This window comes from Longispora sp. NPDC051575, from assembly GCF_040681875.1.
In the GTDB taxonomy this organism is placed as follows: domain Bacteria; phylum Actinomycetota; class Actinomycetes; order Mycobacteriales; family Micromonosporaceae; genus Longispora.
The window spans coordinates 20,309-45,700 of the sequence record NZ_JBFAZP010000014.1 but is presented as its reverse complement, the minus strand read 5'-3'; the positions used below and the strand labels follow the sequence as shown (position 1 = coordinate 45,700).

The 25,392-nt window shown below is 66.6% G+C and carries 15 protein-coding genes and 1 pseudogene; 5 read left to right on the top strand and 11 right to left on the bottom strand.

Annotation, left to right across the window (positions count from 1 at the left end; genetic code table 11):
- Positions 1 to 62: 62 nt before the first annotated feature.
- The 5 genes and pseudogenes from leuS to AB0M43_RS35380 all read right to left on the bottom strand — a co-directional run.
- Positions 63 to 2,357 (bottom strand): annotated as a pseudogene (gene leuS, locus AB0M43_RS35400) (leucine--tRNA ligase); the annotation flags it as partial.
- A 434-nt stretch (positions 2,358 to 2,791) separates the two neighbouring features.
- Positions 2,792 to 4,531 carry an arginine--tRNA ligase gene (gene argS / locus AB0M43_RS35395; RefSeq protein ID WP_363731224.1) on the bottom strand — a complete coding sequence of 580 codons (1,740 nt, stop codon included), beginning with the start codon at positions 4,529 to 4,531 and terminating at the stop codon, positions 2,792 to 2,794.
- 129 nt (positions 4,532 to 4,660) lie between these two features.
- Positions 4,661 to 5,326 carry an AAA family ATPase gene (locus AB0M43_RS35390; protein WP_363731223.1) on the bottom strand — a complete coding sequence of 222 codons (666 nt, stop codon included), beginning with the start codon at positions 5,324 to 5,326 and terminating at the stop codon, positions 4,661 to 4,663.
- Between the two features lie 1,062 nt (positions 5,327 to 6,388).
- On the bottom strand, positions 6,389 to 6,643 hold the full coding sequence (locus AB0M43_RS35385; RefSeq protein ID WP_363731220.1) for a hypothetical protein: 255 nt from the start codon (positions 6,641 to 6,643) through the stop codon (positions 6,389 to 6,391).
- A 425-nt stretch (positions 6,644 to 7,068) separates the two neighbouring features.
- Positions 7,069 to 7,572, bottom strand: a complete 504-nt coding sequence (locus tag AB0M43_RS35380) for a hypothetical protein (protein ID WP_363731217.1) — start codon at positions 7,570 to 7,572, stop codon at positions 7,069 to 7,071.
- 143 nt (positions 7,573 to 7,715) lie between these two features.
- Here AB0M43_RS35380 and AB0M43_RS35375 point away from each other — a divergent pair, with 143 nt between their 5' ends.
- Genes AB0M43_RS35375 through AB0M43_RS35365 form a run of 3 tightly spaced genes read left to right on the top strand, consistent with a single transcriptional unit; the run spans position 7,716 to position 11,569 of the window.
- Positions 7,716 to 7,937 (top strand): hypothetical protein, encoded by a 222-nt coding sequence (locus AB0M43_RS35375; RefSeq protein WP_363731216.1) that lies wholly within the window; start codon positions 7,716 to 7,718, stop codon positions 7,935 to 7,937.
- A gap of 18 nt (positions 7,938 to 7,955) precedes the next feature.
- Entirely contained in the window at positions 7,956 to 9,821 is a 1,866-nt protein-coding gene (locus AB0M43_RS35370) for an AAA family ATPase (RefSeq protein WP_363731215.1), read from the top strand.
- The gene (locus AB0M43_RS35365) at positions 9,818 to 11,569 is read left to right on the top strand and encodes an ATP-dependent helicase (RefSeq protein ID WP_363731213.1); all 1,752 of its coding nucleotides are present in this window, start codon (positions 9,818 to 9,820) and stop codon (positions 11,567 to 11,569) included. Before AB0M43_RS35370 ends, AB0M43_RS35365 begins: the two co-directional genes overlap by 4 nt.
- Positions 11,570 to 11,730: 161 nt before the next feature.
- Here AB0M43_RS35365 and AB0M43_RS35360 read toward each other — a convergent pair whose 3' ends face one another.
- The 3 genes from AB0M43_RS35360 to AB0M43_RS35350 all read right to left on the bottom strand — a co-directional run bounded on the left by AB0M43_RS35360 (position 11,731) and on the right by AB0M43_RS35350 (position 13,895).
- Complete coding sequence (locus tag AB0M43_RS35360) at positions 11,731 to 12,825, bottom strand: XRE family transcriptional regulator (protein ID WP_363731210.1); 1,095 nt, start codon at positions 12,823 to 12,825, stop codon at positions 11,731 to 11,733.
- 22 nt (positions 12,826 to 12,847) lie between these two features.
- Positions 12,848 to 13,498 carry a hypothetical protein gene (locus AB0M43_RS35355; RefSeq protein WP_363731208.1) on the bottom strand — a complete coding sequence of 217 codons (651 nt, stop codon included), beginning with the start codon at positions 13,496 to 13,498 and terminating at the stop codon, positions 12,848 to 12,850.
- 112 nt (positions 13,499 to 13,610) lie between these two features.
- Entirely contained in the window at positions 13,611 to 13,895 is a 285-nt protein-coding gene (locus tag AB0M43_RS35350; RefSeq protein WP_363731206.1) for a hypothetical protein, read from the bottom strand.
- A gap of 206 nt (positions 13,896 to 14,101) precedes the next feature.
- On the opposite strand from AB0M43_RS35350, the gene AB0M43_RS35345 reads away from it, so the two are divergent.
- On the top strand, positions 14,102 to 15,460 hold the full coding sequence (locus AB0M43_RS35345; protein ID WP_363731204.1) for a DNA cytosine methyltransferase: 1,359 nt from the start codon (positions 14,102 to 14,104) through the stop codon (positions 15,458 to 15,460).
- 6 nt (positions 15,461 to 15,466) lie between these two features.
- Positions 15,467 to 16,549: a hypothetical protein gene (locus AB0M43_RS35340; RefSeq protein ID WP_363731203.1), complete on the top strand. Its 1,083-nt coding sequence runs from the start codon at positions 15,467 to 15,469 to the stop codon at positions 16,547 to 16,549.
- Between the two features lie 41 nt (positions 16,550 to 16,590).
- Here the strand turns inward: AB0M43_RS35340 and AB0M43_RS35335 are convergent, their stop codons facing one another.
- From AB0M43_RS35335 to AB0M43_RS35325, 3 genes are read right to left on the bottom strand one after another with little or no spacing between them, the layout of a single operon-like run.
- Positions 16,591 to 22,005, bottom strand: a complete 5,415-nt coding sequence (locus tag AB0M43_RS35335; RefSeq protein ID WP_363731202.1) for a DEAD/DEAH box helicase — start codon at positions 22,003 to 22,005, stop codon at positions 16,591 to 16,593.
- A complete protein-coding gene (locus AB0M43_RS35330) occupies positions 22,002 to 22,922 on the bottom strand; it encodes a hypothetical protein (RefSeq protein ID WP_363731200.1) in 921 nt (306 codons plus the stop codon). The genes AB0M43_RS35335 and AB0M43_RS35330 overlap by 4 nt, the downstream gene beginning before the upstream one ends.
- Complete coding sequence (locus AB0M43_RS35325) at positions 22,912 to 24,975, bottom strand: hypothetical protein (protein ID WP_363731199.1); 2,064 nt, start codon at positions 24,973 to 24,975, stop codon at positions 22,912 to 22,914. Before AB0M43_RS35325 ends, AB0M43_RS35330 begins: the two co-directional genes overlap by 11 nt.
- Positions 24,976 to 25,392 lie beyond the last annotated feature (417 nt).

Here is a 25,392-nt window from a genome sequence, read left to right as displayed (position 1 = left end):
AGCTCGGCTCGGACCCGGTCCGAGTTCAGCGCCAGGTCCCGCAGCGCCTCCTCGGTGATGTCGGCCGGCACGTCGAGCCGGTCGCGGAGCTTCCCGTTGACCTGGATCACGCACACCGCGCTGTCCCGGGCCACCAGCTGCGGATCGGCCTCGGGCCAGCGCTGGTCGATGATCGACGCCGGGTGGCCGAGCCGCTCCCACGCCTCCTCGGCGGTGAACGGCGCGAAGCACGAGAGCATCCGCGCCAGCATCTCGGCGCCCTCCCGCACCCCGGGATCCGCGCCCCCGCCGGCCTCGACCGCCCTGCGGAGCACGGTGGTCAGCTTCATCAGGTGCGCGATGGCGACATTGAGCCGCTTGGCCGCCATGCCGGTGGTGGCCTCGGCCACCAGCCGGTGGGTCTCACGCCGCAGGTCGGAGGGCTTCAGCGGCTCCCCGGTGGCGGGCGCCACCTCGCCGGCGAGGCGCCAGATCCGACCCAGCCACTTGACCGCGCCGGCCGGCGACACGTCCGCCCAGTCGACGTCGTCCTCCGGCGGCCCGGCGAACACCATCGTGACCCGCACGGCGTCCGGCCCGTACAGGCTGATCTGGTCCTGGAGGTTGACCAGGTTGCCGAGGCTCTTGGACATGGCCCGCCCGTCCATCAGCACCTGGCCCTGGTTGGTCAGGCGGACGAACGGCTCGACGAACGGCAGCATCCCCATGTCGTGCAGCGCCTTGGTGAGGAACCGGGCGTACATCGGGTGCCCGGTGGCATGCTCCTTGCCGCCGATGTACTCGTCGACCGGCAGCCAGCGCGCGATACCCGCCGGGTCGAACGGCCCCTCGGTGTAGTGCGGGTTCGGGTAGCGCAGGAAGTACCACGAGGAGTCCACGAACGTGTCCATCGTGTCGGTGTCCCGGCTGGCCGGGCCGCCGCACGCCGGGCAGTCCACCGCCACCCACGCCTCGGCGGTCGCCAGCGGGGACCGGCCGTCGGTCGGCTTCAGCTCGTAGCCGTCCTCGGGCAGTGTCACCGGCAGCTGCTCGTCGGGCACCGCCACCTCGCCGCAGGCGGGACAGTGCACGATCGGGATCGGCGTGCCCCAGAACCGCTGCCGGGACAGCAGCCAGTCGCGCAGCCGGTAGTTCACCGCCGCGCCGGCCCGGCCCGTGGCCGCCAGCTCGGCGACGATCGCGCGGCCGGCGTCGGCCGGGGTCTGCCCGTCGTAGCCGGCCGAGTTGACCATGACGCCCGGGCCCTCGCCGTCGACGACCGTCCGCACGGGCAGGCCGAGTGCCGTGGCGAAGTCGCCGTCGCGGGTGTCGTGCGCCGGCACCCCCATGATCACGCTGGTCCCGTAGCCGGCCAGCACGTAGTCGGAGGCGTAGACCGGGATCCGCTCGCCGTTGACCGGATTGATCGCGTACCGGCCCAGGTCCACCCCCGTCTTCGCCCGGTTGGTGGCCAGCCGGTCGATGTCGGTCGCCGAGGCGACACCGGCCCGGTAGGCCTCGAACTCGCCCCGGGCCTGCGGCGCGCACAGCTCGTCGGCGAGCGGGGAGTCCACGGCCGCCACGAGGAACGTCGCGCCGTACAGGGTGTCCGGGCGGGTGGTGAACACCCGCAGCGGCTCGGCCCGCCCCTCGACGGCGAAGTCGACGTGCGCGCCCTCCGAACGGCCGATCCAGTTGCGCTGCATCGCGAGGATGTCGTCCGGCCACCGCCCCTCCAGCTCGGCCATGTCGTCCAGCAGCCGCTGCGCGTAGGCGGTGGTCCGGAAGAACCACTGGGTCAGCGCGCGCTGGATCACGGTGGCACCGCACCGCTCGCACCTGCCGTCGACGACCTGCTCGTTGGCCAGCACCGTCCGGTCGGTGGGGCACCAGTTGACCGCGGCCTCCTTGCGGTAGGCCAGGCCGTGCTCGCGGAGGCGCAGGAACAGCCACTGGTTCCAGCGGTAGTACTCGGGGTCGGAGGTGTGCAGCCGGGTACGCCAGTCGAAGGAGATCCCCATCCTGCGGAACGACTCGGCCTGGATGGCGATGTTGTCGTAGGTCCACGCCTTCGGGTGCAGGCCCCGCTTCATGGCCGCGTTCTCCGCCGGCAGGCCGAAGGAGTCCCAGCCGATCGCGTTGAGCACGTCGACGCCGCGCATCCGGAGGAACCGGGCCATCACGTCGCTGATCGAGTACACCTCCGCGTGGCCCATGTGCAGGTCACCGGACGGGTACGGCAGCATGCTCACCACATAGGACCGCTCGCGCCCGGGGTCCGCGTCCCCGGTGAGCGAACCGGCCTCGAACGAGCCCCGCTCGTCCCAGACCCGGATCCACTTGTCGAGGATGGCGTGCGGGTCGTAGGCGTCGTCCATGGTCGGGTTCCTCACGGCGGGAGACGGTGGATGGTGCGGGCGCAGCTCGGGGCAGTTTAGGCCGGATCGCCCAGGTCAGCGCGTCGTCGCCCGTCCACGCGACCTCCGCCCGGCCGCCGCGAGGAAGTCCTCGACGGAGCGCCGGGGTCGTGGGTCACCGTGGGGACGATCCCCGAAGGCACGGACCATGACCTTTTCCTGGTACCACGGGCAGCGCCGCCGCGTTCCGCGTGACAGGTACCGTGGGCGACGGCTCGTCGGCGGAGTCCCCCACGGTGCTACTGGCCCATCCCGCGCAGTGCGCACGGCGGGACTTCGGGCAGCAGCGGCGGGTTCTGCGGGGGCTCGCCCTCGGTCGAGGACATCTTCGGCGACGAGAGTGCAGCTTCAACACCGATCTCGGGTACCCGGTGTCGGGTACCCGAGGTCGGCGCCTACAGCTGTTCGGGGGAGGCGATGCCCAGCAGGCCGAGCCCCAGGCGCAGGGTCGCCCCGGTGACCTGACACAGGACCACCCGATTGCTCCGGACCTCGGCCGTGGGCGCCTTGATGACTGGGCAGTTCTCGTGGAAGGCGCTGTAGGTCTGGGCGAGGTCGTAGAGGTACCCGCACAGCCGGTGGGGTTCAGACCCGGCGACCACTGCGGCGACCGCCTCGGCGAACCCGTCGAGTTTGAGTACCAGTGCCCGCTCGGCCGGTTCCCACTCGACGGTGTCGGTGACGCCGTCGGGTGCCGGGGCCTTGGCGAGGATGGAGTTGATCCTGGCGTGGGCGTACTGCAGGTACACGCCGGTGTTGCCCTGCAGGCTGAGCATCCGGTCCAGGTCGAACAGGTAGTCCCGGGTCCTGCTGGTCGACAGGTCGGCGTACTTCACCCCGCCGATGGCCACCTCCCGGGCCCGCTCGGTGAGGGCGTCGCCGTCGAGGCCCGGGTTCTTGGCCCGCACGGTGACCCGGGCGCGGTCCACGGCCTCGTCGAGGAGCTCGATCAGCCGGAACGTGTCCCCGTCCCGGGTCTTGAACGGCCGGCCGTCGGCGCGCAGGACCGACCCGAACGACACGTGCTCGGCCGTGACGTGGTCGGGCAGGTAGCCGGCGCGCCGGGCGGTGTCGATGACCATCCGGAAGTGCAGGGCCTGACGCGAGTCCACGACATACATCAACCGGGTGGCACCGAGCCTTTCCACCCGGTCACGGATGGCGGCGAGGTCCGTGGCAGCGTACCCAAATCCGCCGTCGCTCTTGCGCACGATCAACGGGACCGGGTCGCCGTCGGGGCCGCAGATGTCGTCGAAGAACACGCACAGCGCCCCGTCACTCTGCACGGCGATCCCCCGCCGCCGCAGATCCTCGGCGAGGTCGTGCAGGTACGGGTTGTAGAAGCTCTCGCCCACCACGTCGGCGTCGGTGAGGAGGACACCGAGCCGTTCGTACACCTCCTGAAAGTAGATCTTCGATTCTCCGACGATGTCGACCCAAGCCGCCAGAGTCGCCGGATCGCCGGCCTGCAACGCCACCACCCGGGTGCGGGCCCGGTCGGCGAAGGCCGGGTCGGTGGTGAACCGGGCCCGCGCGTCGCGGTAGAGCACGTTGAGCCGGGCGATGGCCTGCGAGCCGGACTCGTCAGCCGACAGCGACCAACGCTCCGGCTGCTCGAGCATCAACTCCAGGAGCATGCCGAACTGGGTGCCCCAGTCCCCGACATGATTGCGCCGGACGACCGTGCTGCCGGTGAACTCCAGACACCGGACGAGCGCGTCACCGATCACGGTGCTGCGCAGGTGGCCGACGTGCATGGACTTGGCGACGTTGGGCTGGGAGTAGTCGACCACCGCCGTGCCACCCCCGTCGGCGGGCACCCCGAGTCGCGGATCCCCGGCGAGCACCGCCAACCGCTGCCACAGCGCGTTGCCGGAGACCGTCAGGTTCACGAATCCCGGCCCGGACACCTCCGAAGCCTCGATCAGCCCCTCCTGTTCGAGGAGCTCCGCGACCGCCGCTGCGGCCTCCCTCGGATCGCGGCCCAACCTCTTGGCCAGCGCCAGGGCGCCGTTGACTTGCAGGTCGCCGTAGTCGGAGCGGCGGACCATCGGATCGACGAGGGCGGCGTCGACATCCAGTACCCTCGCCACCGCCACCCGGACGTGTTGCTCAACCACCGACAGCAGGGACATGACAGAACTCCTCGCGGGAACACAGGCGTCAGGCGCCCGGAAAGACGAAACGGCAAAGACCTCAACGGGCCTGGGGCGATCACGCCTGCGTGACCGGCGCACCCGCTCAGCCGAGCGGGAACTGTGCGGCTATCCGACAGGCGTGATCGACGGTCGTCGTCGGTCGACGAGCGCCGCGAGCAGGGCGTCGGCCTGACCGGCCAGGTCGGGCGCGGCGAGCCGGTTGTCGATCTCGCGGTGCGCCACCACGGGCGCGGCGCCCAGGCGCACGCCGGTGAGGAAGGCGTCCCAGTGCTGGAGTTTGCCGGCGTCGCGATCGAGTGCCCGGGCCGTGATCCGCGTCCGCAGGGTGTGTGGGTCCGACCGCACCCAGATCAGCTCGACGTGGCCGCCGCCGAGCGCGTCGACGTAGCTGTCCCACGTGTCTTGGTCGTGGATCTGCTCGGTGAACGGGGCGCACAGCAGCACCGGGCAGCCGTGGGCGCGGATCTGGGCAGCGGTCTGGGCCAGGCCGTCGTACTCGTGGGGTTTGACGTGGGCGTTGTACCAGGCGCCTTCGCGCTCACCGTTCGGCCGTCCTGCGACCGATAGGGTGGTCGTGACGAACTGGCCGTAGATGGTGTCCTTGTCCAGCAATGCTGGGGGTGGGGTCAGGCGGGCGAGGAGGAGCTCGGCGAGGGTGCTCTTTCCCGCTCCCGGGGCCCCCGCCACGAGGAACGCGGCCGCCTGCACCGGCCCAAAATACCAGCCGACCCACTTCCGGTGCGCTTCTATAACAGCGGTTGGAAAGGTCATACGACCCCCGACGACGCCTCACCGACACACAGACCTAACCCTGAACACCGGGCCAGTGCCGCGGCGGGCGACTCACCTTATGGACGAGCCGCCCGACCTACTTCCTATTTCACTGCTGCGACAAGACCTGCCACTGCGGTGACCAGTGTGGCTACCGCGCCCAGAGCGCTGATGATCTGCCAGGGTGTCCACCGGTGCCGTGTCCGGTCCCGATGCTTCTTCGTTGCGTGCATGAACGCTCTTTCCCTCGGGGGACCGGGAGTTCAGAACGGCATCTGTTCCAGCAGGTGCCGTTCACCCGTTACAAGAGCGCCAACGGACGCCGCACCAAGAAGTGACGACGTAGGTACAAGTGCTCTTCAGCTCAGCCTCAGGCAGCCGCCGGGCACAGCTGGCGGTTGAGAACCTGATGATCGAGCAGTCCGGGACGACAGCTGCTTAACCGGCTACGAACGGATCGCACAGGGCTGACCCCCTTCGACCCGCCGTCGTCGCCACAGCCGACTGGGAAACGGCTGGTGGACACCTCTGAGGGCGCCGAGAGGCAAATCAACACCTAACCGCTGCGGGTACGTGCGAGTCGCACCGGCGCGTGCGGAGCTACTACGTCAGGCATGGACCGTGAGCACCCCGAGCGACTCACCAGTTGGATCGCCAGACTCATGCTGCTCAGGTGTTCCAGCACTCAGCGGAAACGGCGGGAACGCCAGGAGACCGCCCCGCCCAGGGCCAAAAATGACCTGGGCCCCTATCCTCCGTGTGGAGGAAGGAGCCCAGGTCAAACTATGTGCGCCCGAAGGGACTCGAACCCCTAACCTTCTGATCCGTAGGATTTCGGGTCAGATGCTCGAAAAATGGCTTTGACCTGGTGCTATGAAGATCCACCTTGGGCTGCATCGGCCCGAAAATCGGCCGTGTTGCTCCGTTGTTGCTCCTGCGTTTAGATCCACCGTTGACTATCGATTTGCCATCGCGTTTCGCTCGGCCCGCCGAGAAACTGACCCAAGTCATCTGATTCGCGCTCAGAAGACTTCTCAGACTCAACCGATAGCTGGCAGTCGCCTACGGCCGCGCCTTGCCCGCCGCGCCCGGTCTCGCGTTGCCGTCGACGGCGATGCAGATCCCGAACACCCGATCATGGCTTCTCCACCCGTTGACCCGGCCCCGGTTGATGTCTCCGACGTCAAGCTTCGTCGCGTCAACCGGGACCACGGTCACCAACTGACAGCTCTTGACCAGTGGAACCATCGACGACCCGGTCGGCCGGAACTCGACCTTCGCTCCGGCAGCCACTCGCGCCGCGACCGCGTCCAACATGCCCATTCCCAGGAGCATGCGTGACACTCGGCGGTCCCCACCACCGAATTTCTCGGAACTGATCAGTGCCATCCTCCCCTGTCACTCCGTCGACCGCAGCCGACACCACCAGCAGCGGTGGTCCCGCCGGCACCGTCTGGTCGATCGACACCACAGTGCAGCAGACCGTCATCAGTACCGGCAGGGTGGTCTGTGGATTGATGTCCACAGTCGTGAAGCTCGGCACCTTGTCGACAAGGGACCGCTGGTGCCCGGCCGCGTCGGTGACACCAACCCCTGTTCCAGCCTAGCCACTCCTGATCCACCCGCTCGACCAGTCCCACTCCAGGAGAACCTGGTCCGAGCCATCACCACCCGATGATCCTTCTTAGGGACGATGGGCATGACCCGCAGATGCGTCGAACTCTGACAACCGGGGCTCCAGCTTAGCCCAGGAGGCGGCCGTCGGGGATCTGCTGACGGGCAAGGAACGCCCGCATCGCTGGCGAGAATGGCCCGTCGATCCGAAATTCGCCGTAGCGGCCTTCCAACTCTTCCCATGCGCGCTCGATGAGCTCTCCGCCGCGTTCGTACGGGTGCAGCCAAATCCACGTCATCGTCCAACCACCGTCGTCCTCAACGAACTCGGCAGCCCCAGCAGCGATAGCGAAAGTCGCGGTAAAGCGCCTCGACAATATGAGCACCCCGTCCCGACGGGGGTCATCCGGATCGAAGGGTGGAAGGTCGAACCGCAGCTCCCGCTTGAACTGCATGCCGATCTCCGCCACGACCTGACGCAACTCATAGGCGTCCGCATGCCGGGTGATCCCGACGGAGCCGTCTACGTCAACACCGAGGAGTGGGAACATGCGTACATCGAACCGAGGAGGATCGCCGAAGTACTTCAGCTCCTCCTCGCGCTCCGCTCGCAGTCGCTCTAGATCATCCATGGGGGCTCCCTCCGTCCAGGCACCACTTAACCCGAAAGGCGGCCACCCGCCAAGGGCCGATGGCCGGTCAGGGTGAGTGAATCCTCGCGGGTTGATCGCAGCGTCGGTGGACTCGCAGTACATCGAGCCCACCCGGTCCTCGCTTGACCTGCCCCGAACTCGAGGGTGAATCCGACCCCGATCGGGCAACGCTGGCCGCTGGCGACCCCACTCAGGTCGCGCTGCCGATCTACCGCGCCGACGTCGCCGCGATCGTCGCCACGGCTCGGTTCACAGCTCCCGCAGTCTTTGAAGCCGAACGGCTGAAGACCATACTGATCAACCGGGTCGCGCTCGCGACCGCGACCGTGGCGGGTCTACCCTGAAAGTCTTGTTGCGCGGGGGTGTTCGTGTATCTCAGTCGGCTTGAGGTGACCGGGTTCCGGTCGATGTCGTCGGTGTCTGTTGACCTGTTGCGGGACGTCACCGTCGTGGTGGGTGAGAACAACGGCGGCAAGTCGAATCTGTTGGATGCGGTGCGGTTACTAACGGAGCCGCTGGACGGGCGCCGTGGCCGCTATCTCGACGCCGATGACGTGTTCCGGGGGCCGGATTGCTCTGGGGTGCAGATCTCGGGGGCCTTCACTGGTCCTGTCTCAGAAATCGCCTCGTACGTGCATGGGATGGGCCCTGATCTGACCGAAGCGGTGTTCGGGCTGCGATACACCCCGCCAGCGGTGGGGCAGCTCCGCGGGCAGGTGCAGTGGGTGGCTGGCAACGGAGCTGATCCGTCAGATCCGGTGCCGGGCGCCCGGGAACGGCTGCGGCATGTCTACCTTCCCGCCCTGCGGGATGCGGCCCGGGAGCTGGGTGGCGCCTCGGCGGCGGGAATCCAGGCGGTGATGGAGAACCTGCTATCTGAGCCTAACCCGGTGCGGGATTCATCCGGGCAGCCGATCACCCGCGAGGATCTACTGGAACACGCGGGCGGTCACCTGACCGACGTCGGGCGCCATCCACTGATCGCCGCGGCCGCTGAGCGGATCGCCGAGCCGCTGGGCCGGCTGACCCGTGGGGCTTATGAGCAAGAAGCGGATCTGGGGTTTGAGGCGGCGACGTTGCAGTCGCTGGCGCGTGGTCTGCGGCTGCGGATGGCCGACGCCGGCCTGGAGCCCCGCGAGATCGCCGAGTCCGGGATGGGGTACGCCAACCTGCTGTACATCGCGTATGTGCTCACTCAGCTGGACGCGGCGACGCAGGCGGACCTGACCGTGCTGCTGGTCGAGGAGCCCGAGGCGCACCTGCACCCACCGTTGCAGGCCCTGCTCATGGACTACCTGCGTGAGGTCGCCGCCGCAAGCCGGACCAGTCCGGGCGACGGGGAGTGGCTGGGGCACATCCAGGTTCTCGTCACCACGCATGCACCTTCGCTGGCCGGGGCGATCGACGTGGCTGACCTGGTGGTAGTGCAGCGTCGGTCAGTGCGGCCCACCGCCGCCCCGCCACAGGCGGCTCCAGCGCAGGCCGATCCGGTCAGGATCCCTTCCGACGGCTGGGCCCGATACGAGTCGGCGGTGATCGGCGTCGGCCGGCTCGGGCTGTCCGTCGAGTTCCACGCCAAGCTGAACCGGTACCTGGACGCCACGCGCAGCGCGATGCTGTTCAGCCCCCGGGTGATTCTGGTGGAGGGCATCGGCGAGGCACTGATCGTGCCGGCGGCTGCCCGGTTGCTCTTCCCCGCCGGTTCCCTGCAGCGGGCTCGGTTTCTGGGTGCGGTCCTGGTCCCGATCGACGGGGTGGACTTCGAGCCGTACGTGCGGGTGCTGCTCACCGGCTGCGATGGCGTGCGCATCGGCCACCGGGTCGCGATTGTCACCGACGCCGATCGGCACAACCCGCAGCGCAACGGCGAGAACCGGATCAACGGCCTGCGAGCCTTGATCGAAAAGCTGGGAGCTGCCGGTCACGCTGAGGTGTTTCACTCCGCCAGCACTCTCGAGCCGGAGTTGTACGCCGCAGGCAACGCCGAAGCGGTACGGGCGGCCTGGCGGCGGCAGAAACCCCAGCGGTCGCAGCAGGCCTGGCGGGTCATCGACGCCATCACCGATCCACAGGAGCAGATCATGGAGCTGGCCAGGCAGATGCAAAGTGACGGGCTTCGCAAGGGCGACTTCGCCCAGGATTTCCTGGAAGCCGCAACGGGCACCTTTCAGGTTCCCGACTACCTCGTCGCCGCGCTGACTTGGCTCACCAGCGAGCCGGCCGGGTGACCGCTCCCGGCATCGACGCCCTGCGCCACGCCGCGCGGGACGACCAGGCCCAGCTCGCCACGGCAGATCCGCCGTTCGCGGTGATCGCCTGCCCGGGTGCCGGGAAGACCCGCCTTATCGTCGACCGGCACCTGCACCGCTCGGTGCCCGGACGGCAGGGCCGGGCGATCGCGTCCTTCACCCGGGTGGCCGCCGCCGAGATCCACCGCCGCTGCGCCTCTGCCGTACGGCTTGAGCTGGTCGAGCATCCACACTTCATCGGCACTCTCGACACGTTCATCTGGCTTCACCTGGTGCGCCCCTTCCTCACTGACGGCACACGGTGGCAGCGGCTGGAATCCTGGCGCGACGCGCCGGCCAGTCGCAGGGAGTTCGTCTGCGGCCAGAAGCGCTACCAGCTCTCGGACGTGAACTTCGCCTACGACCCGGTCACGGGCACCTGGTCGGGGCGACCGACCGGCGCCGCCGCCTGGCAGCCCCGGCCACCCGGCTGGGAACATGCCGCCCTCGCGACACGCCGGAACCTCGCTGCGGACGGCTACCTCACCGGCGATGAACTGCGCGAACGAGCCTGCCGCAACCTCGCCACCCAAGGGCCGCGACTCGTCGCTCTCCTGGCGGCGAAGTACGCCGAGCTGATCGTGGACGAAGCCCAAGACTGCTCCACGGTCGACTTGCAGATCCTCGACCGGCTCCACCGGCGGGGCCTGCCGCTGATCCTGGTCGCCGACCCCGACCAAGCCATCTACGGCTTCCGCGGTGGCAGCACCACCGACCTGGCCACGCTCGTCACGACGCTCGGTCCAAGGACCATCACCAGCAACTGGCGCAGCACCACTAACATCTGCCGCGCCGCCGCCACACTGCGCCTCGGCCCGCCGCGTCCGGCCGACACCGCCCTCGGTGACCACCATGCCGAGAACACGCCGATCCTGTTGTACGCCGAGCAGCGCAGCCGACGCGACACAACCGCGATCGACTTCCTCACCTACGCCAACCAGAAACTCGACATCCCCACCAGCGACTGCATGATCATCGCCCACGCCCGCGGCGGACTACCGAAAGGCTACGCCGGCCCAGCGGCCCCACCGGAGTCCAAGACCGCCGCCCTAGCCTGGGCCGTGGGGACCCTGACCGAGTTCCCCCACGTCTCGGCCAAGATCCGCGACAGCGCCCGCGACACCCTGCTCCGCAGCATCCTGCGCTGGTGGTACCCCGACGCCGACCGCCAGACACCCGCTGAGACCCTCACCATCCACGGCCTCGACCCCAGTAGCGTGGACCGCCTGCTCCACCGAGCCCTCGCCGCCATGCCCGACCTCGACCAGCCGGCAGCCGCCTGGGCTGCTGCAGCCTCCCAGGTCCTGACCTCACACCCTCCTACCCCGGCTGCTACCCGCGCCGGCACCAGACTCACCCTGACCGGCACGAAGAACGCACGCTCCGCAGCCGGCCTGCCGACCTCAGTTCCACAGGCCGGCACCCCCCGCCTGAGCACCATCCACCAGGTCAAGGGCGAAGCAGCCGACGCCGTACTCGTCTACGTCCCCGACACAGTCCTCGGCACCACCACCCTCGACGCCTGGCGCTCAGGGCGCGCTACCGGGACGACTGCCGAAGCGGTCCGCGTCCTCTACGTCGCCGCCACCAGAGCCCGGCGGCTCCTAGGCTTCAGCCTCCCCGCCGACCAGCGGCAACCGATCGCAGACCACCTCCACCGCCACGGAGTGGCTGTGGAACTCCGATAGCCGCTATACCACGACGTTCGATTCCCGCCTGCCACATCGACTTCTGAAGGCTCCTTCCAGCCGTCGCCAACCTCACCTCGTCGGGCGCCGGCTACCGCAGTGGGCGCTGAACGCCATGGCCGCCGTTCAGCGAGCCTGCGGACGCAGCCCGCCGAAACGTTTCAGTCCTTGCCCGCCTGAACGAGCCGAAGTTTCGGCCGGCTACCGATTGATGTCTGCTTGCCACCGCCGACAACGGTGGGGATCAGCCCGAACACGTGACTATTCAACTCGTCCACCGTGATGTGCAGCTCGTGGGCTGCGGTGGCCGGAGTGATGCCTTCGGCGCGCAAGGCCCGGAAAACCTTGCTGAGGAGTTGGGACGTCTCTCGGGGGATGCCACCGGGCTCGTCGGTACGATAGCCGGCGCGCGCGAGGTTGACGAACGCCGCGCGATATCCCCATTCGGTGAGGAGTCCGAGTTCGCCGAGGCGATGAGTCAAGGCCATCGCTGACACCCGCCAGATGGCCTTCGCGGCAAGCACCTGCCCGATGGAAGCATTGCGCAGAGGCTGGGCCAGCACACTGGCTGCGGGCATCAAGAACGACGCCGCGAAGCGGTTGGCTTCCTGTTCCGCGTCGGGCCCGTGGGGCTCGCGATGGTCGCCGTGTAGGACGAGGTGGCCGAGTTCGTGGGCGGCGTCAAACCGGCCCCGTTCGCCGGACTTCGATGTGTTGAGAAAGACATAGGGGGTGCCGTGCCAGTAGAATGAGAACGCGTCTACGTCGGCGCATTCGGCAGCCAGCGAGAACACTCGGACTCCGTGGTATTCCAGGAGTCGGAGCATGTCGCCGACGGGGCTCTCGCCGAGGCCCCAACGCGCCCGGACGATAGCGGCGGCGTCCTCGGGGCTGTGTCGGGACAGGGATGGCACGTCGGGTGTTGGTAGCCGGAACCGGTCAGTGATCCAGTCTGCGAGCATCACGCCGATCCGCCCAGCGCTGCGCGCCATGTCCCGGCGTGCGGCCGGGAGTTTGCTAGGCGCCCGGAAGCTGATGGCTCCGGCGGGGATTTCGTCGACCTCTTCGGCTTCCAGGAACGCGACTGGTACCGCAAGCGCTCGGGCAAGGTCGTGCAGCGACTGGGCGCTGGGCTCTTGGTGGCCGTTTTCGTAGGCGGAAATGCTGCGGACGCTCAGTTCAACGCTTTCGGCAAGCCGCACCTTGGTTACGCCCCGGCGCTGGCGGGCGAGAGTGAGGCGACTAGGTGTCAGCATGGTCCCATTGTTAATCGAGTGATTATGCGGAGCGGCGTTCCACGGGAATGTCGAGCATGTCGCCGGGAAGCTCGGAGTGCATCGCGAGTGTGATCTCGGGTTCGAGCATGATGTCGGGCAGTACGATCCGCTCCCGCCAAGCGGTGATGCGGCCCCTCTCGCCCACCATCTCGGGAAGTGACAGCTCCGCGGTAATCCGTTCCTCGGTCGGGTGGTACAGCAGAACCCACGTCGTCGTTCCCGAGATGGCAGGCGGTGCCCAGTGCAACTCCGGCAGGTCTAGCAGGCTGAGTTGGCCGTTGCATTCCACTGCTCGGGTTGTGGCCTGCCCCTTGGGATGCTGCTGGGTCGGCACCACTCCCGGGTCGGGGTTGCCGGCGTTGATGTCACCGAGGGTTGCGATGATCGCCACGTCCTGGTCGGGGGACAAGGTGCGGGCCTGGTTCATCACGTTGTCGAACGACCAGCCCTGAGGCAACAGCGCTTGACGTAGACCCCGGACCGTGCGGGAATACCGCGCCATACCGGACATGCCTGGTGGGTCGAGCTCGGTGTATAGCCGCGCTTCGGCGTCGGCGGCCAGCAGGATCGTGGTCAGAAGTTCGGAATCGAGCCCCAACTCGGCCAGGCGACGGCCCGCCTCGGACTCTTCGTGCAACCGGACCAGCGCCATGCCGCAGCCTCCATCTGTAGACTTCGCGAAATGCTACCTCATTCGAGGTTTCAAAACGGGAAGCCCCAGGGTCGGCGTGTCTATTTCTCTCTAGAAGAAGATCTTGCCGACGTCATCGCCGAGAATGCGGGCAGCGGAGTCGGCGAGCATGGCTGCGACAGGGTCCGTGGGCGAGTTCCACCAGCACGTACCTTGCTTGCCGGATTGCCCTAAGCGCCTGGACTTGATTGAAAGGGTTCAGTGCGTTCTCGGCCGTGACCAGCGCATCGCGCAGCTCGGCTGTTCCGGCGGCGTCGAGCATCAGGACCGACATGGCCTCACGTGCCGCCTCGACGAACCGGCATACCTCGGCGGGTGCGGGGCGCTGGTTGGCGGCACCTTCCGGCCCTTCGTCCACGCGCCTGAGTCTAGGGCTACCAGTGGGGCGGCCAGGACTTGACTGTCCAACGCAGGCCGACCATCGTGATCAAGTGCGTCCGCCATGCTCCCGGAGTGCCGCCACGCCCTGACAATGTGAGATTGTGGGCACTGCGAAAGCTATGTTGGGAAGCCGTGATGGACAGCCAGCTGGCAGCCTACGGTAGGCACAGTATTGGAGGTCAGATGCGCGTCTCCCTGGCGGAGCCCCTGTTCGATTTGGCCTCGGCGATTCCGGAAGCGCGGATGCCGGTCTCCACGACCGGAGACAAGCCACTGAAGGTGATCGACCTGTTCGCCGGCGCCGGCGGGCTGTCGGAGGGCTTCCGGCAACAGGGATTCGAGATTGTCGCTGGGTCGGACATTGATCCGGATGCGTGTGCGACCTACAAACGAAACTTTCCCAATGCGATAACCATCCACGGCGACATCCGCGAGCCGGAGATCCGGGCGAGAGTCATCGCCGCAGGCAAGGGAGCCGACGTGGTCGTCGGAGGCCCGCCGTGCCAGGCCTTCTCACAGGTCCGAAACGCGACCCGCCTGATCGACGACCCGCGTAACTCCCTGTACCGCGAGTTCGTATCCATGGTTGATGAGTTGCGCCCTGCCGTGTTCCTCATGGAGAACGTTCCCGGTCTAGCCCAAATGGGCGTCAAGGAGCAGGCCGAGGAGGATCTCAGCCTCGGCGGGGTCTACCGAGTACTTCCACAGGTCCTGGACGCGGCGGACTTCGGGGTGCCCCAAACCCGCAAGCGCCTGCTGTTTTTAGGCATCCGCAGCGACCTCGGGGTCGAACCCGCAGCGATCACGGGAACTGGCGCCACCAGCCAACTGTCGCTGGCAAGGAGAAAGAAGGGCAAGTACTTCGTCGACGCCAGCGATGGCGTCGGCGAGAAACTTCTTGCGCAGCTCCTGGACCCCGAGGACCTCGGTGTCACAACAGCAGCCCAGGCCATCTCTGACCTGCGGTTCCTGCAGACGGGACGCCGGGAAGAAGACATCGTCGTCGAGTCCCTCCGGACACCTGAGTCGGCCTACCAACGGCTGATGCGCCAGTCGCTTCCCGATGTCGTCCAGAACGTCAGCGTGCCCCGAATCAATGAGGACACTGTGCTGCGGCTGAAGGCGATCCCAGGTGGGGGCAACCACAGGGACTTGCCGGAGCGTCTTCTGGCCCGCTACCTGACCGGCCAAAAATGGGGGCCCAGCACCGATTCCGGGCGACTTGGACGAGCGCACTTCTATGCCTACCGCAGGCTTCACCCCTCGATCTGGGCCTGGACGCTCAATACCAAGGCGGATTCGGTCTACCACTACGCGTTCCCTCGCGCCCTGAGCGTGCGGGAGTTCTCCCGGCTGCAGTCGTTCCCGGATCACTTCACCTTCACAACCGACTCGCGGCGTGGGACGATAGCCGGGCGTATCGACGGCGGGCAAGCGCATTCGCGTTATCGCCAGGTCGGTAACGCGGTGCCGCCGCTGCTCGCGGCGGCTGTCGCCCAGGAGGTCAAGAAACTTGTTGGGAAGGCCGAGCGCCGGAAGTGATTTGCCGTGACCGAGGACGGCGAGCAGACCTCGGAAGCTTCTAAAGCAGGTGCCGGTGCCTTCGGTGCCGGCAATCGTGCTCGGCTGCTCGATGAGTACTTCTTGGGCACTTCTGCGCCAACGCCGGGCGATGCTTGGAAGCACGTGTACAGGCTTCTGTTACGGATCAACCGCACCATCGGCCTCGCGCACTGCTACGAAAGCAACCGGACCCAGCCAGGCGAACCGTGGTATGCGAGGTCGCTGCGTTTCCACCAGTGGGTAGCCGGGGAACTGGGTACGACGCCGGACAAGCTCGGTGAAGAAGTCGACTGGCTGTTCCAACGGGCGATCGTCCAGCTCGCAGCGCAAGCCGGGCCGCCGTCGCGGTCGGGCAAGCTAGCCGAGCAGCGGGCACCCTATGAGGGAATGGGCTTCCCTGAGCCCGGTGACGACCCCGGACTGGGGGCGATCATCACCGAAGGTCTTCGGGAGTGGCTGACGCACGACCCGCCCCGCGAGGCAATGCGGGCGTTGACCGACCGCATGCGCCTGTACTCCGGGCAAGAAAACAAGCGCAACAATCTCACCGGCGAAGGCTTCGAAGACACAGTCGCGGCTGTGCTCAACCGGATCGGAGGTGTTGCCGGCGCGTATGAAATTGAGCCGAGGAAGCTGCTGCACGACCTCCCCGGCTTCCGTGAACCCACCGGGAACGAGAAGCCGCGCAAGGTCGACCTCGCCCTGGTGCGGAAGTCCGACCAGCACCGCATCCTGGTCACTTCGAAGTGGAGCGTGCGAGCAGACCGCGAAGAGCAGTTCAAGACCGACTTCGACGACTACGCCAACCTTGAAGCTGATGGCAAGGACTTCGACTACGTTCTGATCACCAACGAGTTCGATCCAGCTCGCCTTGTGAACGCCTGTGAGCGTCGGGCCAAGAACCACAGGTTGTTCACGTCGGTCGTGCATGTCAACGCCGCCGGTCCGGTGATCGTCTGGGGGAAGCCGCGGCCGAAGGACAAGGCGAACCAGATGAATGAGCACTTCAAGAGTGGCCGCTTGTCGTCGCTGGAAAACTGGATCGACAGTCTGATCGGAACCGCCTAGCGCCCCTCCGGCCGGCTGCTCCGGCTGGAGGGGCACCGGCTTCACCGCCTCGGTGACCGCCTGATGACCTCCATGACCCGCATTGGGCTCTTGTTGAGCGTGAACCAGTCTGCAACGACTACTCGCGCGGAATCTCCGGCTAAGGAGAGCGCGGATTCGAGGACCGGGACGAGACGTGGGCTGGCGGCCATAAGGTCGCAGGACTCAAGGGGATGTTTAGCCACAATGGCATACGTCTTGCCTTTGAGGCTTGCCGTGCAGATCGCGTAATCGTCACCGATGTGGACCGTTCCGTTGAGGATCGCCGCCCATCGGCGGATGGCACTCTGGTCGCGCTCGTGGTCCTGCGGTAGTCCCTCGGTTCCAAGTACGCCGAACAGGTCGCGGGCGAGCCGCCAGTCCAGGAGTGGGTGGGCAGCCATGTTCGAATAGTCGCGCAGGCATCCGTAACACGAAGATGTGCATGTGTCGCCGTGACTGTCGTCGGCGAGTTCCTCGAGGTAGCGGCGGATGCTGTCGAGGAAGTCCGGAAGCACTTCGGGCCGGCCTAGGTGAGAGCTGAACCCCGCCCCGTTTTCCAGGGAATCGGCGATGTAGGCGTAGGGAGCGTGGCCTTCGGGGTGGGGGCCGGTATGAAGCCCGGCGACGAGCTCTTGAGGCTGGACGTCGAGGAACACCGCTGCGGCGCGGCGTAGCAGGAACGCCAAGGAGTACCAGGCCGCCCGCCGGCCGTCGCTGATGTCGCTTCCGCACTGGGAGTTCGGCGCATGGAGAGCCAGGTCAAGCCTGACGGCGGGGTCCTCCAGGATCCTGGTCCGAGGGCCGAAGAACAGTAGGTCGGTGGGCAGCACGGCGCCGATGGCGACTTGGAGCATCGGTCCGTATCCTTTGGCATTTTCGTCGAATTGGCGGGCTCCGGCTTCGACGTAGCCTCCCCAGCCGCGGTCGGTTGCGGACTGGAAGCTGAACTGGTGGCCGTTGTTGTCGTTGATGACGTAGCGCTGGCCGGGGCCGGAGCGGATCATGGCGTTGTCGACATCTGCTCGGACGAGCTGTTCCAGGTCGGCGTTCGCTCGGGCGGACACGTTCCGCGGGGACCAAGCGAAGGTGCCGTCGAAGTCGCGCCCGGGCCCGGCCCTGAAGCCGAGGGGCTCGCGGAGGTCGATGGGCCCGTACTCAGGTGATGAACACATCGGGCACGTGGTCGCTGGCGGTGCTCCATTGACGACGTAGGGTTCGTGCAGGTGGTTGCAGGTTCTGCAGACTCCGAGCAGCCTTGCGTCGCCAAAGGGATTCATGACCGGTCTCGGCCTACGCGGCATGGGTTCAAACGCCGTGACGCCTACGACGGGGAAGACTTGTCCGTCGCGGACGGTCTCGCTGCCCGGGGCGAATTGCGATGCAGCGATGGCCGCGTCGCGGTCGATCGTGTCGTCCGGCGGCCACGGGTAGCTCTTCGTCGGTGGGGCCAGGTGGAGCAGCCGGACCTTGGTGGGGAAGCCGAACATCGGTAGTACCCCGGCGCCGGCAAGTCGTTCGCTGAGCTCGGGAACACCGTGGCCCTGCGCGGCTACGGCCTCGATGTTGCCGAGCAGGTCGGCGGACCAACCTGTGATTTCCTGGCTTGTGAGGTCGCGTGCCGCAAGCGCGCGCGCAACGCCGAGGAGCGTGTGGGGGTTGTCGGCGAACCATTTGTGCACCTGGGGGGCGGCAGCAGGCCAGTCGGCGGCGCGGCCGAACTGGCCGTGAACGTTCGTTCCGGGTGGGTGGTCAAGTGCCCCTCGCAACGCTACGAAGGCGTTCCGTAGCCATTCGGACGCCACCGCCCGGCGGAGAATCTCGTCGCGGTCCAGGGCCAGATACGGGGGCGGCGTAGGGTCGTTCGTTATAGCCGCAGGGCTCCGGAAGTAGTGCTCGTCGTGGCTACGGCCGCGGCAGACCGTCAGCGCGACGGCGACCGGTGCCCCACGGCGGCCTGCCCGGCCGACCCGCTGCTGGTAGTTGAAACGGGTCGGCGGCATGTTGGCCATGACCACGGCGTGCAGGGCGCCGATGTCGACGCCGGCCTCCATGGTTGTGGTAACCGACAACACGTCAACGCCGTCAGCTCGGGGCTCTTCGCCGCGTTCGAGGAAGATGTTCTGGAATCGCGACTGCCGGCTCTGTGCCTCGATGCGGCCGGTTTGGCCGGTCAGTTCGGCTGCGACGAGCCGGAACCGTCCGTGGCCCGTTTCCGCCTTCCACCCGTAGTAGTCGAGCTCGGCGTCGGCCAGGGCGTCACCGTTCAGGGGCAGCGGCGCTGCGCAGCGTGTGCAAACTCCGGCTCCCCGGTGAAGGTGTCTGCGCCTGCACTTCGGGCACGGCCACACCGTGCCAGCCGGCCGCAGGATGCCGGACTTGGCCGGGTCGATCAGGTACTCGCGAACGGCGTCGCCCCAAATGTCCTCCACATCCTGCCGGATCTCCTCGACGTTGAGGTTGTAAACGTCCGCTACCCCCTTCCAGAACGTCTTGAGTTTCCGCGGCGGGCGGGCGGTGCCGTCCCTGAATCCGGTGAATCTTCGGAGCTGGGCCAAAATCCGCAGGCTCGCCCTCGCAGTGCCCACCGCCAACCCGAGAGTCGCCTCGTTGCCGGGGTCCCCGGATTGGGCGATCCAGCCTAGGCCGAGTGATTCGAAGTCGCGCCCCGCACCGGAAAATAGTCCCTCGATGACATTTTCAAGCAGATCAGCCTCGGCAAGACTGAGGATCTCCAGGTCCGTCCTGGACAGGCCTTGCCGGTGGACGGGCTGCTGTGGGCCCCAGTCAAAGTATTCCTGCCAGGCTTTGCCGTTGTACTGCTGGACGGAGGACCGGGTTCCGGCAGGGTTCACGCCGAGGGCCAGGAGGCGATCGTGCACACGCCCCGACAGGGTGGTCAGCGTCGGCGGTGCCAGGATCGCTTTGGAGGCTGCCGACGCGCCCGCATCGTCTCCGTGAGCCCAAGCCATGACGAGTCGCGTGTAGTCCTTGCTGTGGTGGCTGGTCAGCTCGGTGGCCGCAGCGGTGTTCTCCACAGAACGATCGCCTCGGAAGCTACCGTGCGCCCGTTCCAGCAGTTCCGGCGATACGGTGAGCTCGACGAGGCTCTCGTGCACGAGCAAACGAACTAGATCCTGGTAGTGGCGCAGGGAAAGCCCTGCGGACAGCTTTGCCGCGTCTTGGCGGCTGTCGGAGAAGAGAACGAGCTTACGGTCGGATTCAGCAAGCAGGCCAGCGAGCTCGGTCGACAACACCTGGTTGATCTTCTCGAAGCCGGTGCGCATCGTCCGGATGGGTGAACGTTGGCGCAGGGGGTGCGTTACGGGCAAGCCGATGCCGTTGCGGTCGACCGTCATTTCCCATGCGTTGCCACACGATGGGCAGCGGGTGGGAAAGGCCGACAGAGCCTCCGGGGCGACGGCCGGCTGGCCAGTGTCTCGGTCCTTTTTGACGTCGATGTGGAAGCTCCATCCGGTCGCGGAGTCATCCTCGGTGTTCTTGAGCTGCCCGGTGGCGGGAGTGAATGTGCTGCGCCGGAACTGGAACGTGACGCCAGCTTTGCCGGCGCTCCAGGTCGCGTCGTCGTCGGCCTGCTGCGGGCTGCGGGAAGGCCAGTACACGACGTAGCTGTTGGCCGAGCGGTCTTGGGGCGCGCGGTCGGGAAGTTTGGACAGGTCCGGCGAGTCCGGTAGCAGGAATGCCTCGAATGACTTTCCATCGAAGGTGTCGCGGGGGGCGAAGCCGCCGAGCATTACGTCGCCACAGTCTTGGCAATAGAGAAGTTCTAGGACCCTGGCACCGCAGTCGCAGTGGGTGCGGGGCCCCGCGAACAGACGACCGACCGGGCGGCCGTCGCGCTGTGCGACATCGACCTGCGGGCAGTTCGGATCCGAGCAAGCCCAAATGCCCGGAACATTCCTAAAGAACAGGTGCGCCCTGAGTTTGGGAAGCTTCGGGTCCTCGGCAGAGGCAGTCCGCAGCGCGGTGACTAGGCCGTCGAGGGCCTCGATGCGGCCGGATTCTCCGACCGTGGGGAACAGGAGGCTGGCGAGTTCTCCGACCGGACGGGTCACCGGGGTGGGTTCCGCGCCGGAACGGTGGCAGGCTGAGGTCAGTGCAGCCGCCGCACCCGTGTCAGCGAGAATCCGCGCCGCAGCAGCCGGCTCGGCAACAGATCTGGCCTGCGCCAACATTCCGGCGTGGGCTGACAGATCGACCGGCGCGGAGGTTGTATGCGCTGTCTCGCCGCCTACGAAGTCGAATGACTCCCCGGCGACGGCGAAGAACTCTTCGAGGAACTGCCGGTCGCGGGGTGCTTCCAGCGACGCGGAGGCCGCGAGGATCCGGAACCTCTCCGGGTGGTCATCGAGGCCGAGGCGATGCTTGAGGTTGCGAAGTAGATACGCGACCTCGGTGCCTGCGGTGCCGCGGTACATGTGCAGTTCGTCGACGACGAGTGTGAATCGGGCCGCTGGAGTGGTCTCCAGCCACCGTCGGGTGCTGTCGAACAGGTGTTGGTCGCGGTCGCGTAGCAGCATGACGTTCAGCATCGAATAGTTGGTGATCAGGATGTCCGGCGGTGCGTCAGCGATGTCCCACCGGGAAAACATCTCCGCCCCGTCGAGCCGCGGAACGAAATAGCGGGCGTCAGGATCCTTCAGCGCCATGGCGCGTCGCCCACGGGCTTCGGTTTGTTTGAGGTATCTGCGGAGTTCGTCGACCGCGAGGGCGTTGTCCCGGCTCCCCGTCATTGGCGTAGCCCCGGTGTAACGGCCGAAGTAGAAGCGGTGCCCGCCCCTGTGGGTGTCTAGCCAGGCGCGGGCCTCATCGCTGTCCAAGGTTCTGCGGAGCCGGGTGAGTTGGTCGTCGACGAGGGCGTTCATTGGGTACAGCACCATCGTCCGCACAGCCTGGGCATGCCCGGTCTCACCGCCACGCTGGGACTGGTACCCGGTGTCGTCGCGCCGCCACCAGGGCCGCGGCCGCGCTGGTCGGCCTCCCCAGTTCCGGGACTCCGACAGTAGATCTGCCACGACCGGCAGGAGAAACGATTCAGTCTTCCCTGAGCCGGTGCCAGCGGTCAACACTGCGTTGCGCCCGGGAGTGAGGCCCGCTCGTAGGGCCTGCTCCTGGTGGGTATAGAGCTGCATGCCCGACCGTAGTAGTCCGCACAGGGCGAACTCGGCCAGCTCATTCGGGGCACCGGCCGCCCGTGCCGAGTGCTCCAGGCTGCCTTCGGCGGTCCGGTATTCGGGCCGTACTTCGATGAGGGGCTCGGCGTAGATCCCGCCCGGCCGGTCCAGCAGGGTCCGACGCTCGTCCTGCAAGCGCTTGTCGGCCAGGCCGAACGGCGTGTCGTAGTAGCGCAGGTACGCTTCGCGTAGAGCGTCGAATGTGCCGATCACGTCGAGGCCAGGTGCTTGCTCAGGTGTCACGATTCGATCTCCAGGCGTCGGCGCAGTGTCCAGGCAATGGTCTCAGCGGTATTACGAGGAATCCCGTCATACATCCAGGTGCCCGTAACAGAACTGCGCCGGGCGGGCAGTCCGGTGCAAAACACCGCAGTGCGGTGCTGGGCCGGGGGAAGCGACATGGGCGCGTCCACCATGAGCTGGGCCACGTATCGGTCGCCGCCGCCATTGTGTGCCCGCCAGCGTAGAGGGTAGCCCTCCTGGGGCAGTTGCAGATGGATGCCGACACTGCGGGTCGTCCGGTACCAGTCCCCGTTTCTGCGGAACAGGTACTGGCGCTGGGACCCGAACATCATGATCTCGTACAGTCCATCCTGAAGTTCGGGTGACCACGCGCAGTCCTCGAACTGCCCTTGCCGCATCTGGAAGGCGCGTAGCCCTGCGTTGTGCCGCGAAGGAGGAGCTGCCGCCGTATCTCCCCACGAGATTGGTTCCAGCTTCCTGGTCATTCGCTCGGCCGCGCAGGGCTCGAACGACGCTCCGATGGTGTCGGCTATGAGTCGCAGGTGGTCGCTGTCGTCGTATTGCAGCCACACAGTGGTCGGGGGCGCGAGAATCCTGCCGAGCTCCTCGTGCCGGTGTTCGACGATGTCGGCGGCCAGATCTGATGCTGCTTGCCTGATAGCAGGGGTGATGGCGCCGGCAAGGAGGCCAACACCGCCGCTGCCGGGAAGCCGGGTTACCAGCAGCGGGCCTGCCAACCAGCGATTACGATTCCAGTCAACATCCACCTTGCCCATGCCGACGGCGTCAGTGACCCACGTACGGACACCGGTGTCGTCTCCGTCGGCCAACCATGTGAGCTTCCGACGCAGGTCCGGCATGCCCCCTTCTTTGCGTTCAGCCATCCAGGCCACGAAGGTGTCGGGATCAAAGGGCACGGTGGTGCTCCCTGCGGCTCAGTACCGGGGCAACCCCGATGGTCATAGCCGCACTGCAGTACCGCTTCCACAGCGCACGATGCGGTGTATCCCGTTGCGTATCGAGCACCAGGTGCGACCAGAATTCCTTGCCGTCGCCAGACAGGTACGTGATCCGCGGCTCCAGCGCGCGAAGGAGCACGACCTTAACCAGACGGTCGTGGTGTAGGACAACCAACCAAACCGCCTCGTCCAGCACATCCGCTTCGAACCCGTACGCCCGCAACTCGGTCGACCGCGAACGCCACCAATATGGCTCGTGGTCTGTGTGGTGGTGCCGGGTAATCCAGTGGAAGCGGCCGTCAGCGGTCACGAAGCGCGCATCCGTGCCGGGTCTGATCATAACGCTCGCCGGAGGCACGATACCGGCGGATATGCCTGCGGCGCGGACGAGCGGCGACGGCTCGCAGAGATGGAAATCCGTCTCGGTTCCGGCGACCTGGATACGGTGCTTGCCCGCTGCGAGGTCCAGGCCGCGTAGCGGGATCAGACGCCCGGATGCGCGTACCACCTGTTCGACTCCGTCAAGCAGCACCTTGATATTCCGGCCGTCCTCGACAGGAAGGGCTAGATCCGGTTCTCCACCAATCAGGTAGTGCCGACGACCGAGGTCAGTACGAACTGGCAGCCCATTGACGAGACGGGGCCGCAGCGGCGGCGAGTAGTCCAACCCTGTCAGGCCGGATCCCTCAAGATCGGCGAGTGTTGCGCGAAGGAGTGCCTCATTCCTGAATTCGACATCTCCGAAGATCAGCCAGCCTTCCCAGGGCGCGTCATCGGGCACTACCGTTCCGGTCCCGGCCCGGTCGAGCGCCAGTTCAACTCGGCCGCGGTCACCCGCTCTGACCAGGAGGGTGTAGCGCTCGTACGTTGCCAACTCGTCCGTCGAGATCCATCTTCCAGCATTCAACGGGTCCTCTGCCATCGCCAAGATACGCATTGGCGGCAACGTGACTTCCAGCACCGTGCCTCGGGCATGGAAGCCGTTGCGCAGCACGTTGGCGAAATCCGGGATATCGCCTCCCAGGCGATACGAGCGGGCGCCTTCGTCTGCCGTCACCGAGATCGTCGCGGAACCGTAGGTCAAAACGTCCGTATCGATGCCGCCGACACACCCGGCATGCCAGCCGCCACTCCAGCCAGTAAAGAGATCATCTTCGAGAGTCAATCTCATGTCCAGCACGCGCCGGCTGCCCGTGCCGAGCCCGGAGACAGTGCCATCCCAGCTCTGCGCCAGGGCGACGATCAAGTCCCCTAATAGCTGATCCTGGGCGACGTCCGGTTCAGACAATGCCTGCTGGAGTCTGCGAGAGAGACCCCGCCGGTGGGCTCCCCAGATTCTCAGGTCGCGCAGGACTTTGGCTGCGTCGAGGCGACAAGCCTCACCGGCTCCAATGGCCCGGAAGAATCGCTCTAGATATACATGATCGGAGGCTCGGATAATGGCCTGAGACAGGGCGAAGCCGATCCTATTGCGACTACCAGCCGTGCGGATGGTACTCAGGCCGCGGCTGCCACCTTGATCCTCCAACCAGTCGACCAACACAGTCCACAAAGCCTCCGTCATGTCGGAGTCGCGAGTGAGCCTCCATCGGAACGTCCCGGTGCCGGTCTCGCGCTCGTGATCTACGTCTGGCTTCAGGACTTGCGCCAACCGGGAGTAGTAGTTGTGGGACCAAGTTGTTCCTTCAGTCCGCATCCGGCTCGCCGCGAGGACGAACACCGCCAGCACCGGCAAGCACGGCGGCGGCTCGATGCGCGGGCCGATTCGCCATCTGGAAATCATGCGGAGCACACGGCTGAAAATGTTCGTTCCATGCTCATCGAGGACGCCTAGTACGCTTTCGGCGAGACCCGAGCAATCTGATTCCAACCCTAGGCGCCGAGCTTCGAGGTCATCCACGTAGAGGATCACCGCGCGGCCGGAAGCCCCAGGGGCGAAAAACTCAGCAGCTAGGCGCGCCTGCCACCAGTCGTAGGCCGATTGAGCCCCTTCCCGGCCAGCACCCTCCATAGTGATAACCATAGTGATAGCGGCTGACATCACAATGTCCCAAGCTTGAAACATCTTGCTGAGCCTGGGTAGGCACCGGGAGACGCAGGGTGGTGATTGAACGACCAGCCCTTCAGTTGAAATCACCCTAAATCCCAGTGGGGAAAAGGCACATTATCTATCAGACCGGCACAACGACATAGGTCGCCAATCGGACAGTGCGTTGTACGCGGCGTGGTGGTGCCCAACAGCCCCGCCCTGTGCGGGCCAAGGTCCACTTCCTCGATAGTGAGCACGAGGGTTGCGAAGCTTAGGTCGGACCGAATCGATCGAAGGTCCCGCAGCCTCACATGACGGCCCAGCTGCGGCGCGATCAGCAATGTCGGCCGGCGAACCAGTCGCTGTCACCCGTCTACTCCTGGAGTGAACTCGTCCGGC

Bases quoted from the DNA above. Each gene is read 5' to 3' on its own strand.
- AB0M43_RS35385 (WP_363731220.1), bottom strand. From the start codon at position 6,643: ATGTTGGACGCGGTCGCGGCGCGAGTGGCTGCCGGAGCGAAGGTCGAG.
- AB0M43_RS35390 (WP_363731223.1), bottom strand. From the start codon at position 5,326: ATGACCTTTCCAACCGCTGTTATAGAAGCGCACCGGAAGTGGGTCGGC.
- argS (WP_363731224.1), bottom strand. From the start codon at position 4,531: ATGTCCCTGCTGTCGGTGGTTGAGCAACACGTCCGGGTGGCGGTGGCG.
- AB0M43_RS35325 (WP_363731199.1), bottom strand. From the start codon at position 24,975: ATGGAGGGTGCTGGCCGGGAAGGGGCTCAATCGGCCTACGACTGGTGG.
- AB0M43_RS35355 (WP_363731208.1), bottom strand. From the start codon at position 13,498: ATGGCGCTGGTCCGGTTGCACGAAGAGTCCGAGGCGGGCCGTCGCCTG.
- AB0M43_RS35380 (WP_363731217.1), bottom strand. From the start codon at position 7,572: ATGGATGATCTAGAGCGACTGCGAGCGGAGCGCGAGGAGGAGCTGAAG.
- AB0M43_RS35345 (WP_363731204.1), top strand. From the start codon at position 14,102: ATGCGCGTCTCCCTGGCGGAGCCCCTGTTCGATTTGGCCTCGGCGATT.
- AB0M43_RS35360 (WP_363731210.1), bottom strand. From the start codon at position 12,825: ATGCTGACACCTAGTCGCCTCACTCTCGCCCGCCAGCGCCGGGGCGTA.